12 protein-coding genes are annotated in these 14376 nt (G+C 71.5%); 6 read left to right on the top strand and 6 right to left on the bottom strand.

The features are described from left to right. The first annotated feature begins 58 nt into the window (after nt 1-58). Together yczE and ACWEN6_RS26410 are read left to right on the top strand one after the other, a co-directional pair. Nucleotides 59-664, top strand: a complete 606-nt coding sequence (gene yczE, locus ACWEN6_RS26415) for a membrane protein YczE (protein ID WP_452573722.1) — start codon at nt 59-61, stop codon at nt 662-664. An 80-nt stretch (nt 665-744) separates the two neighbouring features. After that, nucleotides 745-2547, top strand: coding sequence for a glycoside hydrolase family 15 protein (locus ACWEN6_RS26410; protein ID WP_452573720.1), 1803 nt, complete (start codon nt 745-747; stop codon nt 2545-2547). Nucleotides 2548-2577: 30 nt separating this feature from the next. Here ACWEN6_RS26410 and ACWEN6_RS26405 read toward each other — a convergent pair whose 3' ends face one another. Then, nucleotides 2578-3483, bottom strand: a complete 906-nt coding sequence (locus ACWEN6_RS26405; protein ID WP_452573718.1) for a hypothetical protein — start codon at nt 3481-3483, stop codon at nt 2578-2580. 51 nt (nt 3484-3534) lie between these two features. Further along, entirely contained in the window at nt 3535-4461 is a 927-nt protein-coding gene (locus tag ACWEN6_RS26400) for a S66 peptidase family protein (RefSeq protein WP_354930341.1), read from the bottom strand. Between the two features lie 173 nt (nt 4462-4634). On the opposite strand from ACWEN6_RS26400, the gene ACWEN6_RS26395 reads away from it, so the two are divergent. Next, nucleotides 4635-5519 (top strand): sulfotransferase family protein, encoded by an 885-nt coding sequence (locus tag ACWEN6_RS26395; protein ID WP_452573716.1) that lies wholly within the window; start codon nt 4635-4637, stop codon nt 5517-5519. Between the two features lie 79 nt (nt 5520-5598). Here ACWEN6_RS26395 and ACWEN6_RS26390 read toward each other — a convergent pair whose 3' ends face one another. From ACWEN6_RS26390 to ACWEN6_RS26375, 4 genes are all read right to left on the bottom strand, one after another. Beyond that, the gene (locus tag ACWEN6_RS26390; protein WP_452573714.1) at nt 5599-7473 is read right to left on the bottom strand and encodes an ABC transporter ATP-binding protein; all 1875 of its coding nucleotides are present in this window, start codon (nt 7471-7473) and stop codon (nt 5599-5601) included. Between the two features lie 115 nt (nt 7474-7588). Beyond that, nucleotides 7589-8500 carry an enoyl-CoA hydratase/isomerase family protein gene (locus ACWEN6_RS26385; RefSeq protein WP_452573712.1) on the bottom strand — a complete coding sequence of 304 codons (912 nt, stop codon included), beginning with the start codon at nt 8498-8500 and terminating at the stop codon, nt 7589-7591. Between the two features lie 142 nt (nt 8501-8642). Continuing rightward, the gene (locus ACWEN6_RS26380) at nt 8643-8858 is read right to left on the bottom strand and encodes a helix-turn-helix domain-containing protein (protein WP_093173121.1); all 216 of its coding nucleotides are present in this window, start codon (nt 8856-8858) and stop codon (nt 8643-8645) included. 114 nt (nt 8859-8972) lie between these two features. Further along, complete coding sequence (locus ACWEN6_RS26375) at nt 8973-10571, bottom strand: ABC-F family ATP-binding cassette domain-containing protein (protein WP_354845030.1); 1599 nt, start codon at nt 10569-10571, stop codon at nt 8973-8975. Nucleotides 10572-10868: 297 nt separating this feature from the next. Here ACWEN6_RS26375 and ACWEN6_RS26370 point away from each other — a divergent pair, with 297 nt between their 5' ends. From ACWEN6_RS26370 to ACWEN6_RS26360, 3 genes are all read left to right on the top strand, one after another. Continuing rightward, nucleotides 10869-11591, top strand: a complete 723-nt coding sequence (locus tag ACWEN6_RS26370; RefSeq protein ID WP_452573710.1) for an IclR family transcriptional regulator — start codon at nt 10869-10871, stop codon at nt 11589-11591. 134 nt (nt 11592-11725) lie between these two features. Continuing rightward, the gene (locus ACWEN6_RS26365) at nt 11726-12673 is read left to right on the top strand and encodes a PaaX family transcriptional regulator (RefSeq protein ID WP_452573708.1); all 948 of its coding nucleotides are present in this window, start codon (nt 11726-11728) and stop codon (nt 12671-12673) included. Nucleotides 12674-13014: 341 nt separating this feature from the next. After that, nucleotides 13015-14256 (top strand): cellulose binding domain-containing protein, encoded by a 1242-nt coding sequence (locus ACWEN6_RS26360; protein ID WP_452573706.1) that lies wholly within the window; start codon nt 13015-13017, stop codon nt 14254-14256. The last annotated feature ends 120 nt before the right edge of the window (nt 14257-14376 follow it).

Raw genomic sequence — 14376 nt, 5'->3', positions numbered from 1 at the left:
CACTTTCTCTGATTGGCCCTTTAGTGGCAAGCCAATGGCGTCCGACCATGGCCGCACCATGACTGAGATCTCCCTGCCCCACGTCGGCTCGCTCCCCGCCCGCCTGCTGCGCCTGTACGCCGGGCTGTTCCTCTACGGCGCCGGCATCGCCCTGCAGGTCGAGTCCGGTCTCGGCAACGACCCGTGGGACGTCTTCCACCAGGGCCTGGCCGTGCGCACGGGATGGTCGATCGGCACGTGGATCATCGTGGTGGGCGCCGCCGTCATGGTCTTCTGGATCCCGCTCAGGCAGCGCCCCGGCCTCGGCACGGTGAGCAACATCGTCTTCCTCGGGCTGTTCGCCGACCTGGTGATCTGGGTGCTGCCCACCCCCGGGCACCTGGTGGTGCGCTGGGCCTACCTGCTGGCCGCGATCGTGGTGATCGCCGCCGCCACCGGCCTGTACATCGGCGCCGGGCTCGGCCCCGGGCCCCGCGACGGGCTGATGACCGGGCTGCACCGGCTCGGCCTGTCCATCAGGACGGCGCGCACGCTGGTCGAGCTGAGCGTCCTGGCCGTCGGCTGGCTGCTCGGCGGCACCGCCGGCGTGGGCACCATCGCCTTCGCGGTGCTGATCGGCCCGCTCACCCAGTTCTTCATGCCGCTGATGCGTCCACGCGGCTGACGCCCGCGCCGCCGCCCGCGAGGCCGGGCCCGTCGCCCGAGGCGTGCGCCGCGAGCCCTCGGGCGTACTAGCGTGACGGCATGCGGATCGAGGACTACGCACTCATCGGCGACATGCAGTCGGCCGCCCTCGTCGGCCGGGACGGGTCGATCGACTGGCTGTGCCTGCCCCGTTTCGACTCCCCCGCCTGTTTCGCGGCACTGCTGGGCGAGGAGCGCAACGGCCACTGGTGGATCGGCCCGGCCGGGCCCGGACGGCGGCTGAGCACCCGGCGCCGCTACCGCGAGAACACCCTCATTCTGGAGACCGAGTGGGACACCGAGGGCGGCACGGTGCGGGTCACCGACTTCATGCCGCCCCGGCATGCCAACCCCGACCTGGTGCGGGTCGTCGAGTGCCTGTCCGGCAGCGTCGAGATGGGCACGCTCATCCGCATCCGCTTCGACTACGGCCGCATCGTGCCCTGGGTGCGGCGCGACAACGGGCTGCTGCAGGCCATCGGCGGGCCCGACTCGGTGTGGCTGCACTCCCCCGTGCCGCTGCAGGGCGGCGACTACGCCCACAAGGGGAACTTCCGCGTGTCGGCCGGCGACCGGCTGGCGTTCGTGTTCACCTGGCACCCCTCCCACTCGCCGAAGCCGCCGAGCATCGACCCGCTGGAAGAGCTGGACGAGACCGAGGCGATCTGGCGCGAGTGGATCTCCCAGTGCACCCCGCGCACCGAGGAGCGCTGGCGCGAGGCCGTCGACCGCTCGCTGATCACGCTCAAGGCCCTCACCTACTCCCCCACCGGCGGCATCGTGGCCGCGCCCACCACCTCCCTGCCTGAGGACATCGGCGGCGTCCGCAACTGGGACTACCGCTACTGCTGGCTGCGGGACGCCACGATGACCCTCGACGCCCTGCTCGGCGCCGGCTACGTCGAGGAGGCCCGCGACTGGCGCGAGTGGCTGCTGCGCGCCATCGCCGGCCGCCCGCAGGACCTGCAGATCATGTACGGCGTGGCCGGGGAGCGCCGTCTGCCCGAGATGGAGCTGCCCTGGCTGGAGGGCTACGAGGACTCCCGGCCGGTGCGTCTCGGCAACGCCGCGGTCGACCAGCTCCAGCTCGACGTGTACGGCGAGGTGATGAACTGCCTCTACCTGGCGCGAGCCTCCGGGCTGACCTCCATCTCGCGCACCTGGGCGATCCAGCGGTCGCTGATGGAGTTCCTGGAGTCCCACTGGGACGAGCCGGACGAGGGCCTGTGGGAGGTCCGCGGGCCCCGCCGGCACTTCGTCCACTCCAAGGTGATGGCGTGGGTGGCCGCCGACCGGGTGATCCGGCAGGTCGAGCGGTTCGGCCACAGCGGCCCGGTCGAGCGCTGGAGCGACCTGCGCGGGCGCATCCACGCCGAGATCATGGAGAAGGGCTACGACGCCGAGCGCAACACCTTCACCCAGTCCTACGGGTCGCAGGAGCTGGACGCCTCGCTGCTGCTCATCCCGCAGACCGGCTTCCTGCCGCCCGACGACCCCCGCGTCACCGGGACCATCGACGCGATCGAGCGCGAGCTGATGGCCGACGGCTTCGTGCTGCGCTACCCGATCGCCCACCAGAACACCGTGGACGGCCTGACCGGCGGCGAGGGGGCGTTCCTGGCGTGCAGTTTCTGGCTGGCCGAGGCGCGGGCGATGGCCGGCCGGCGCAAGGAGGCCGTCGAGATGTTCGAGAAGCTGCTGTCCCTGCGCAACGACGTCGGGCTGCTGGCCGAAGAGTACGACCCCCGCTACGGGCGCCTGGTCGGCAACTTCCCCCAGGCCTTCAGCCACGTCCCGCTGATCCACACCGCGCACACCCTGTCGCGCCCCAGCTCCGCCCCGCGCCACACCGCCCTTCTCTAGGCCGCCCCCGCCTCCCCCCGGCGGGCCGGTCTAGCGGTCCTTGGCCATGGCGGCCAGGAGGCGGGCGAAGTCGGGGGGCGGGGCGACGACCAGGCGGCGCTGGCCGTTCTGGACGACCAGGTCGGCCTGGATGCGGGTCAGCCTGCCGTGGTTCCACCAGTACACGTGCGGGCTGAGCCCGTCGTCGTGCGCCCGGTACTCGCGGTGGGCCAGCAGCCACAGCCGCTCGATGGCGCGCATCACCGACAGGCCGTCGATGGGATGGACGATCATCTCGCCGGGGCGGGGAAGCGCCACGATGAGCCCGTCGGAGGAGACCACCAGGTAGTCCTGGATCTTGCGCAGGTGCACGGCGGAGCTGGCAGGCGAGCCGGACATGACGTAGGCCGCGATGCCGTCGAGGTCGACGCGCTCGGCCGTCAGCCGCTCGTCGGCGAGCACGTTGCGCCCGGCGGCCTCCAGCGCCTCGGCCGGCGGGACCGGCCAGCAGAACGCCTCCTCGGGGCGCACTGGGCGCCCGGAGACGGTGAGGATCTCGATCAGGTCCGAGCCGAGGTGGCGGCCGATCAGCCGGGAGGGGTCGTCATCCAGCCCGTCGGCGAGCACCACCCGGGTACGCAGCAGCGGACGGACCTGGGCGTAATCGCACACGTCCGGCAGGTCCTCGGGCCGGGCCACCGCCCGTGCCAGGTGCTCGGAGACCAGCACCGGCCAGTCCTCCCGCGACCGCCGCGCCGCCTCGCGGCGCAGCCCGTCCAGCCGCACCGTCACCGTGCGGGGCCCGGTGAGCACCATCGAGGAGGCCCCGGGCCGCAACGCGTGGTCGTAGCCGAGGCTCTCGGCCACCAGCGTCAGCAGGGAGTCCAGGTCGGCGTCCTCGATCGAGCGCCGCGACGCGCCGGCCCGCCGGTCCCGGTATCGCCTGAGCAAGCCCACGCAAGGCTCCCAACTGCCACTGTCTTCCCCCGGTGTTCCCCTGAACTGCGCCTACAGTGCCGCAGCGGGGTCGCGGAACAGGCAAGTCAAAGAGCACGATTCGGTATCAATGACCGCGTCCGCTCCCATCCAGGCGGTGAACTGTGGTGTCCCGTGGCCGATCGGCACTCCGGCGATCATCGGCACGCCGAGGGGGGCCAGCCGGTCGACCAGCGCGGGCATCGGGTCGCCGCAGCCGACCCACGAGCCGAGCACGATGCCGAGGGCGCCGGTCAGGCACCCTGCCGAGATCAGCTGGGTCAGCATGCGGTCGACGCGGTAGGGGTCCTCGCCGATGTCCTCCAGCAGCACGATGTGCCCCTGCCCGCGCATGGCGTACGGGGTGCCGCACAGCGCCGCGAGCAACGACAGGTTGCCGCCGGTGAGCGGGCCCTCGGCGTGGCCGGGCACGATCACCTGGTCGCCGGCCACCGGGTCCGGCATGTCGCCCTCGAACAGCGAGGCGCGCAGGTGGGCCAGCGACGACGGCTCGGGGCCCTCGGGGTCGCTCAGCGTGGCGCAGGCCGGCATCGGGCCGAAGCAGCCCGCGACGCCGAGCCGCACGGCGAACGCCTGGTGCAGCGCGGTGATGTCGCTGGATCCGAGCAGGATCTTGGGCCGGGCCGTGCCCATGACCGCCCAGTCGAGCAGGTCGAGCAGGCGGGTGGCGCCGTAGCCGCCCCGGGCGCAGATGACGGCCCGCACGCTGGGGTCGCACCACGCCTCCTGCAGGTCGGCCGCCCGGCCGGCGTCCGACCCGGCGAGGTAGCCGCGCCGGTTGAGGACTCTGGGCATGACCACCACGTCCAGGCCGATCTCGGTGAGGACCTGGCGGCCGCGCGCCAGGCGCACCGGGTCGACCGGGCCGGAGGGCGCGACGACGGCCACCCGGTCGCCGGGGTGGAGCCGGCCGGGGACCCACAGCCGTCTGTCCCTCATCGCCCGCCTCCCATACCCCGAATCCGTCCTGATTTAGGGGCGTCGAAAACCCGTGAATGGGCGGAAACCGCCACAGTTGTGAGTACGCTTACCCAGGTGACGCCATGTACCACCGACGGGCGGGGCGTGGCCGGTTCGTTCACCTCGCAAAGGGTGTCAGACTGTCCTCACTTATGCGACCCCCGACCCACATTCTGGTGGTCAACGGCATCAAGGTCCGCAGGCCGGTGTTCGTGCTCGGCGCGCCGCACTCCGGCGTGGACCTCCTCGCGCGTGCGCTGAAACGCTCGCCCGGCTTCCACCTCACGATGGGCCGGGCGGCGGTCGCCCACGTGGTCTACGCCTTCGCCCGCCGTCCCTCCATCATGCGCAGGAAGGGCGGCGGCGCCGTCCGGGTGCTGCGCGACGCCCTGGCCGAGGCCTGGCAGATCGTCCCCGGGGCGTGCGCCGAGTGCCCGGCGTCCTGCCGGGAGGCCGGGGCCGTCACCGGCGGCGGCCCGTGCGCCTCGCCCGGCGCCGTCGTCCGGTTCGGCGACGCCAACCCCGACCTGCTCTACAGCGCGCCGGTGCTGCTCCAGGCCTTCCCCGACGCCCGTTTCATCCAGCTCATCCGGGACGGCAGGGACGTCACCGCGGACATGCTCGCCGACCGGGCCTCGATGAGCCTGTTCCGCACCAGCATGCTCAGCGACGAGACCGAGTTCCCCAACCCCTTCCTCGGGGTCAACGCCAGCGAGCACCGCGAGAAGTGGACCGCGATGGACTCGGCGGGCAAGTGCGCCCTGCGCTGGCGCAGCGCCGTGCGCCTGAGCGCCGCGCTGCGCCAGGAGATGCCGCCCGACCAGCTCCTCACGGTGCGCTACGAGGAGATGGCCCAGTCCCCGGGCGCCACGGTGGCGGCGGTGTCGGAGTTCGTCGAGAGCCGGGTCTCCAAGGTCGCGCTGTACGGCGCGGGCGCGCCCAAGGTCGGCGCGTGGCGCTCCCGGCTACGGCCCGACGACCTCGCGCTGGTAGAGAAGGTCGCCAAGGAGGAGCTCACCCGCCTCGGCTACCTGTGACCCGGCCGCCCGCGGGCGCCGGCCACCGGGGCGAGCGCTCCAGGACCTCCTCGGACCGCCCCGCCCGCGGCCGGCGGCGCTAGCGCTGGTGCTCGAACTGGGTGCTGTACAGCTCGGCGTAGGCGCCGTTCGCCGCGAGCAGGTCGTCGTGGCGGCCGCGCTCGACGACGTGGCCGTCCTCCACGACGAGGATCTCGTCGGCCTCGCGGATCGTGGACAGGCGGTGGGCGATCACCAGTGAGGTGCGGCCGGCCAGCGCCGTCTTCAGCGCCCGCTGCACCGCGGCCTCGGACTCGGAGTCCAGGTGGGCGGTGGCCTCGTCGAGCACGACGACCCGCGGGGCCTTCAGCAGCAGCCGCGCCAGCGCGATGCGCTGCTTCTCCCCGCCCGACAGCCGGTAGCCCCGGTCGCCGACGACGGTGTCCAGCCCGTCGGGCAGCCCTTCGACCAGCTCGGAGATCTGCGCCGCGCGCAGCGCCTCCCAGATCTCCTCCTCGGAGGCGCCCGGGCGGGCGTAGCGGAGGTTGGCGCCGATGGTGTCGTGGAACAGGTGGGCGTCCTGCATCACGACGCCCACCGTCTCGCGCAGCGAGGCCAGCGTGACCTCGCGCACGTCGGCGCCGTTGATGCGCACCGCGCCGCCGGTCACGTCGTACAGCCGCGACACCAGCGAGGTGATCGTGGTCTTGCCCGCGCCGGACGGCCCGACCAGCGCGATGAGCTGACCCGGCGCGGCGGTGAAGGTGACGCCCTTCAGCACCTCCTGGCTCGGGCCGGTGTCGGGCCTGGCCACCGACTCCAGGGAGGCCAGCGAGACCTCCTCGGCGGCCGGGTAACGGAACTGGACGTCGTCGAACTCGATGGTGACCGGCCCGCCGGGCAGCGGCCGGGCGTGCGGGCTCTCGGCGACCATCGGCTTCAGGTCGAGCACCTCGAACACCCGGTCGAAGCTGACCAGCGCGGTCATCACGTCGACGTGGACGTTGGACAGGCTGGTCAGCGGGCCGTAGAGGCGCATGAGCATCGCGGCGAGCGCCACCAGCGTCCCGAGCGGGAAGGCGCCGTCGACCACGAGCACGCCGCCCGCCCCGTACACCAGCGCGGTGGCGAGCGCGGCGACCAGGCCGAGGGCGACGCGGAACACCGTGCCGTACATGCCGACGGTGATGCCGACGTCGCGCACCCGGCCGGCCCGATCGCTGAAGTGCGAGGCCTCGTCGTCCGGCCGGCCGTACAGCTTGGCGACCATGGCGCCGGCGACGTTGAAGCGCTCTGTCATGACCGAGCTCATCTCGGCGTCGAGCTGCATCTGCTCGCGGGTCAGCCCGGACATGCGGCGCCCGACGTACCGGGCGGGGAAGATGAAGATCGGCAGCAGGATCAGGGCGACCAGCGTGACCTGCCACGACAGGATCAGCATCGCGCCGAGCACCATGATCAGGCTGACCACGTTGGACACCACGGCCGACAGCGTGCTGGTGATGGCGCGCTGGGCGCCGATGACGTCGCTGTTGAGCCGCGAGACCAGCGCGCCGGTCTGGGCGCGCATGAAGAAGGCCACCGGCATGCGCTGGACGTGGTCGAACACCTCGGTGCGCAGGTCGTAGATCAGGCCCTCGCCGATGCGCGAGGAGAACCAGCGCTGGGCCAGCCCGAGCCCGGCGTCCACCAGGGCGAGGCCGGCGATGATCAACGACAGCATGACCACGACGTCGGCCCGCCGCGGGATGATGCCGCCGTCGATGATCGACTTCAGCAGCAGCGGGTTGGCGATGACGATCACCGCGTCCAGCACGACCAGCGCGAGGAACGCGGCGATCTGCCCGCGGTAGGGCCGCGCGTACCGGGAGATGCGCGGCACCGTCCCCGGCGTGAGCCGTTCTTTGGTCACCGAGCTGTCCCGCCGCAGGGACCGCATCACCTGGGGACCGTATCCCCCGCCCATCATCGCCATCAGCCGTCCGCCGATCCTCTCACCGCGCGCCCCGGGACCGGGCCTCGCCCGATCCCTCCTCCCGCCAAGCAGGAGAACCGGCCCCCCGATTCCCCGGTCAGCTCAAGGCGAACGATCACGCCTGACGGACGCCCCCGAACAGCGCTTTGATGCGTGCCCGCTGCTCGGCGCGCTCGGCCGCCGCCTGCTCCTCCAACGTGCGGCCGGACGCCCCCTGCAGCAGCCGCTTGGTCGCCGCCGCCGCGTCACGGTCGGTCGCCAGCAGGGACGTGGCCAGCTCCTTCGTCGCCGCCTGAAGCTCGTCCCCGGGGACGACGCGCTCGGCCAGGCCGAGCCGCAGCGCCTCGCCGGCCTCGACGACGCGCGCGGTCAGGCAGATCTCCACGGCGCGGGACAGGCCGACGAGATCGACCAGTGGCTTGGTGCCGGTGAGGTCGGGGACGAGCCCGAGCGCGGGCTCTTTCATGCAGAATTTGGTGTCATCGGCGATGACGCGCAGGTCACAGGCCAGGGCAAGCTGGAATCCGGCCCCGATCGCGTGCCCGTGCACGGCCGCGATGGACACGATGTCGGGGCGGCGCAGCCACAGGAAGCCGTCCTGGAACTCCCTGATGCGCTGGTCGATCGTCCCGCCGTCGAGCGCGGCCGCGGACGCGAACGACCCCTGCCCCGAGACACCCTCGGGCGTGAACAGCCGCACGTCTATGCCGGCTGAGAAGGACGGCCCCTCGCCTCGGACCACGACGACGCGCACCTGCTCAGGCAACGTTCTGCCGATCTGAGCCAGAGCGGACCAGGTGGCGAACGTCTGGGCGTTCCGCCGCTCGGGCCGGTCAAGTGTTATCGTCGCGATCTCGCCGTCCACCTCGAAGCGCAGACCGATCTCCGCGAGCTGTTCGCTGTCAGGGGCTCCCTCAGCCTCGCCACGCACCCCTCCGGCGCGCGTCAGCGCTCCATGCGTGCCCGGCTCGGCATCCTCGCTCGCCGAGGTGTCCGCCGCACTCCCCCCTGTCGCCGCTTCCGCCATCGCCCGCTCCGTCCCCATGCCTCACTGTCCCGTCACGCCCGAACCCACTGCAGGTTCCAGAATGAGATTCTACCGGCGCGGGCGGGACGGGCTTCGGCTGAACGGCACGAGCGGCTGCGGTCGCGCGTAACCGAGGCGTCCGCTAGCGCTTGGACTTGCCCCGGGTGGCGCCCCCGCGCCCCCGCAGAGTCACGCCGGACTCGCTGAGGATGCGGTGGATGAACCCGTATGACCTGCCGGTCGACGCGGCGAGCGCGCGGATGCTCTCACCCGCGGCATACCGCTTCTTGAGATCGGCGGCCAGTTTTTCACGGTCGGCCCCGGTCACCCGGGTGCCCTTCTTGAGAGTCTCGGCCACGAGTACCTCCTGTAGTGCCAGACTTCCGCAGCGTTACTCACGCCATGATCAGTCATTTCAGCCGGATCGGCTACCTACTCCATGGGAAAAGATCCGTACCCGCTCAAATTAAGATCAGGCAAGTGCCACAAGATCGGAAAATTCATCGCTCCAAGCGTCTTCGACTCCGTCTGGTAGCAAGATCACCCTATCTGGTTGTAGGGCCTCAACGGCACCCTCATCATGCGTAACCAGGACAATTGCCCCAGAATAGGATCTTAGCGCTGAAAGTACTTGATCGCGGCTGACGGGATCGAGGTTGTTCGTGGGTTCGTCCAGCAACAGGACGTTGGCGCTCGACAGCACCAGTGTGGCCAGGGCCAGGCGCGTCTTCTCGCCTCCCGACAGCACGCCGGCCGGCTTGTCGGCGTCGTCCCCGGAGAACAGGAACGAGCCGAGTACCTTGCGCAGCGTCACGTCGGGCACGTCGGAGCCCGCCGAGCGCATGTTCTCCAGCACCGTGCGGCCGGCGTCCAGCGTCTCGTGCTCCTGGGCGTAGTACCCGAGCTTGAGGCCGTGGCCGGGGTGGATCTGGCCGGAGTCGGGCTTCTCCAGGCCGCCGAGCATGCGCAGCAGCGTGGTCTTGCCGGCGCCGTTCAGGCCGAGCACGACCACGCGGCTGCCCCGGTCGACGGCCGCGTCCACGTCCGTGAAGACCTCCAGCGAGCCATAGGACTTCGACAGGCCGGTGGCCGTCAGGGGCGTGCGCCCGCACGGCGCCGGGTCCGGGAAGCGCAGCTTGGCGACCTTGTCGGAGCGCCGCTCCTCCTCCACGCCCGCGAGCAGGCGCTTGGCGCGGCGCTCCATGTCCTGGGCGGCCTTGGCCTTTGTGGCCTTGGCGCGCATGCGGTCGGCCTGCGAGAGCAGCTGGGAGGCCTGGCGCTCGGCGTTGGCGCGCTCGCGCTTCCTGCGCCGCTCGTCGCTCTCGCGCTGGGCCAGATAGGTGGTCCAGCCGACGTTGTAGGTGTCGATGACGCCGCGGTTGGCGTCGAGGTGCAGGACCCGGTTGACCGTCGCTTCAAGAAGCCCGACATCGTGGCTAATAATGATCAAACCGCCCTGGTGTGATCGTAAAAAATCACGAAGCCACCCGATTGAGTCCGCATCGAGGTGGTTTGTCGGCTCGTCAAGCAGGAGAGTCTCCGCTCCGCTGAACAGGATGCGGGCCAGTTCCACCCGCCGCCGCTGGCCGCCGGACAGCGTCTGGAGCGGCTGCTTGAGCACGCGGTCGGGCAGGCCCAGGCTGGAGGCGATCGAGGCCGCCTCGGCCTCCGCGGAGTACCCGCCGAGGACGTGCAGCCGATCCTCCAGGCGGCCGTACGCGCGCACGGCGCGATCGCGCACGCGGGAGTCGTCGGAGGCCATGCCGATCTCGGCCTGGCGCAGCTCGCGCAGCACCTCGTCCAGGCCGCGGGCCGACAGGATGCGGTCTGCGGCCAGCACCGACAGGTCTCCGGTGCGCGGGTCCTGGGGGAGGTAGCCGACGCTGCCGGTGGTGGTCACCGTGCCGGCGGCGGGCAGCCCCTCGCCGGCCAGCACCTTGGTGAGCGTGGTCTTCCCCGCGCCGTTGCGGCCCACCAGGCCGATGCGGTCGCCGGGGTTGACGCGGAAGGAGGCCCCCTCGATGAGCAGGCGGGAACCGGCGCGCAGTTCGATGTCGGACGCGATGATCATGATGAGGGAACACTCCCAGAGCGGGGAACAAGGTCGAAGGACGTGCTGACGGTGGATACCGGGAACGCGGCGGGGCCGCCACGCGGCTCGGCCCGCTTCGTGAGTGCGCCGATCAATCGGGAGTGCGCATAGGCCTAGTGTACGGGCTGCCTGCGGCGGGGTTGATGGGCCGCGCGCCCGCCGATTCCCCGGTCCGCCCCGCGGTCCGCCTACCGGGTCGCCGGCCCGCCGCGTCCTTCTGAGACGGTTTCGGTGACAAGACTGGTACATGGCGGTCACGCGCCGTACTGTTCGCCCATGACGGGTTCAGTCGGCGCGGACTCCGCGAAGGGGCCGGTGACGGCCGGGCGTGGCGTTCTGGAAGGCGCCTTCACCCTCCTGGACGTCCTCGAACGCACCGGCGAGGCCGGTCTGACGCGGATCGCCGCCGAGAGCGGCCTGCCCAAGGCGACGGCGTACCGCCTGCTGGAACAGCTGACCGATCTGGGCGCGGTGGAGAAGTCCGGCGGCAGGTACCGCGTCGGCGAGCGCATGCACCGGCTGGCCGGGGCCTGGCGCGCGAGTCCGGCGCTGCGCCAGGCCGTGCAGCGCCCCCTACGGCGGTTCGCCCGGATGACCGGAGCGACGGTGGGGGTCTGCGTCCTGTCGCACGGGCACACCATGGTGATCGACGCGGTGGCCGGCGAGATGCGGCATCTCGCGCCGATCGTGCCCGGCACCTCGTCCCCGTGCTGGACGACCGCGGCCGGCAGGGTCCTGCTGGCCTGCACTCCGGCAGGCCGATCGCTGGCCCTGCCGCCGGGGAGCGGGCGCCGGGAGCTCGCCGACATCCGCGAGACGGGCGTCGCCTACGACCGCGGGGAGCTCATGCCGCTCGTGCGCTGCGTGGCGGCCCCCCTCCACGACGCGGCGGGCGAGACGGTGGCCGCCCTATACGCGCTGGTCGGAGCGTCGCATCCGCTGCCGCGGCTCGCCGACACCACCGCCCGCGTCGCCGGCGCGATCAGCACAAGCCTGTGACGGTTCCGGACGGGCGGACGCCGTGGGAAACCCGTATATGGAAGGGGCCCTGAGCTCGCCGGGACGAACACGAGGCGGACGGCGCGAGGGCAGAGTCGTTCGGCGGGGACGTCGCCGTGCGGCAAGCTGATGACGTGAGCGCCCACGTGCCTTCGGAGGATGTCGGAGCCCCGCGGGCGCAGGCCGGCCCCAACCCGCAGCACCTTCTGGCGACCCTGCTCGGCGAGTACCTCGACTCCTCGGAGGCGAACCTGCCGTCGGCGGCGGTGGTCGCGATGCTCGGGGAGTTCGGCATCAGCGAGTCCAGCGCGCGGGCCGCGTTGTCCCGGCTGACCAGGCGTGGCCTGATCGCCGTGCGGGGATCCGGACGGCCGCCCGTGTACCACCTCACCTCTCAGGCGATCGCCAGGCATCGCGCCCGGATGGATCATTTCCTCGGCTTCGGCGCACGCCCGCCGCGGTGGACCGGCGACTGGGTGACCGTCTCCTTCTCGATCCCCCAGTCCGGCCAGGCCCCGCGGCACGCGGTCCGCAGGGCTCTGGGGGCGCTGGGTTTCGCCCGGCTGTACGACAGTGTGTGGATCCGGCCCGGATCCGACGCGGGTCCGGCGACCAAGGCGCTGCACGAGATCATGGACGAGGTCGACGGTGGCCGCTGGTCGGTGATGCACACCCGCTTCGACGCGGAGGCCGGCCCGCACGGCCCTGCCGCCGCCTACGATCTGGCCGGCCTCGCCTCGGCCTACGACGGTTTCATCGCGCGGTACTCGGATCTGCGGGCGGCCGTGCGCGACGGGCAGGTCGACGCGACCCGGGCGCTGGTGGCCCGGACCTCCGTCATGGATTCCTGGCGGAGGTTCCCCGACATCGACCCGGACCTCCCCGAGCACCTCCTGCCGGCACCGTGGCCCCGCCAGGCCGCCAGGGAGCTCATGCTGGAGATCCACTCCGCTCTCGGCACGCTCGCCGAGGCGCGGCTGGTCCAGGTCACGACGCCGTACTGGCCGGACGCCGCATCGTGGATCACCCACTTCCGGGCGTCGGAGAACTCCGTTTCCACCCCGGTCCGCAGGGACGGTTAAAGGAAACTTTCACTCACTCGGACGACCGGCGCCCGCCCGGATGCCGATCGCGCCTGGGGCGTTTCCGGCCCGCGCGCACACCGCTCGACCGGCTGAATGCGGTCGCTTGACACTTTTATTCGCCGCAGTGATAGTAACTGCGCATTGCCCATCGGCTCATCGCGCCTGACACGAGCGCGACCGGCAGCCGATGGTTCGCCGTATCGATCCGCGGATTCGGTCCGGCGCCGGCCGGCCCGGCGCGGTGGGAGTCGGCCATGCCGCTGCCGGGCTCCCGCCGGCGTCCGCCGCGTATGCCACATCCGACACAGAGCGCCGTTGTCATGCCTTCGGAGGGCGAAATGAGAAAACGCTCGATCATCAGCGCGGTACTGGCGGCCGCGGTCGCCCCGATATGCGCCGGAATGGTGGCGCTCACCATGACGCCGAGCGCCGTAGCGGCGGTCGGCGGTTCAGGCCCCTATCCGGCTGATTACGAGACCTCCACCGGCCTGGCCAATCACACCATTTACCGGCCCGGAACCCTCCCGTCCGAGAAACTCCCCATTTTCGTCTGGGGCAACGGAGGCTGCTCCGCCAACGGGCTCTCGCAGCAGAACTTCCTCCGTGAGATCGCCTCGTACGGGTTCCTGGCCATCGCCAGCGGCGGCCCGAACGCCTCGGGCTCGACGACGTCTCAGATGCTCACCCAGTCCATCGACTGGGCGGTCGCGGAGAACGGCCGCCAGGGCAGTAAGTACTACGGCAGACTCGACACCACCAAGATCGCCGTAGGCGGCTACTCCTGCGGGGGCCTGGAGGCCTACGCCGTCTCCAACGACTCGCGTGTCACCACGACCACCATCTTCAGCAGCGGGTTGCTGAACGACTCCGACGACTACCAGCTCCGCCGGCTGACCAAGCCGATCGCCTACTTCATCGGCGGGACCAGTGACATCGCCTACCCCAACGCCATCGACGACTGGGGCAAGCTGCCGTCAGGGCTGCCCGCCTTCATGGGCAATCTGAACGTCGGGCACGGCGGCACCTACGGCCAGACCAACGGCGGCGAATTCGGCCGCGTGGCGGTGCTGTACCTCAAGTGGCGGCTGAAGGGCGACACGACGGCCGGGACCAACTTCGTCGGCCCCAACTGCGGCCTGTGCAACACCCAGTGGCAGGTCCAGCAGAAGAACCTCACGCTCGACGGCGGCACCCCCTCTCCTTCCCCGTCGCCTTCCCCCTCGCCGTCCCCGTCCCCGTCACCTTCGCCCTCCCCGTCGCCCTCTCCGTCGCCCAGCGGCGGGACCGGGGGCTGCTCGGCGGCCTACTCGGTGTCGAACCAGTGGGCCGGCGGGTTCGTCGCCTCCGTCAACGTCACCGCGGGCGGCGCCGCGATCAACGGCTGGAGGGTCGCCCTCACCCTGCCCTCCGGAGCCACGATCACGTCCATCTGGAGCGGCGTCAACTCCGGCACCAGCGGCACCGTGACCGTCACCAACGCGAGCTACAACGGGCGGCTGTCGGCCGGGCAGAGCACCAACTTCGGGTTCCAGGGCACGGGAACCGGCGCCGGAGCCACCGTCACCTGCGCCGCCACCTGATCCGGGCCCGCCCTGGGCAGGGCGCGTCGTAGCGGCGGGCCGGGACGGAGGTCCCGGCCCGCCGTTCTGCCGGTAAGCGCTGGTCAGGGCCCTGCGCCCACCGTCGCGGACGGCGGTGAC

The organism is Sphaerisporangium sp. NPDC004334 (assembly GCF_053602655.1).
The sequence above is the reverse complement of the archived record's forward strand: the minus strand, read 5'-3'. Positions and strand labels throughout refer to the sequence as shown.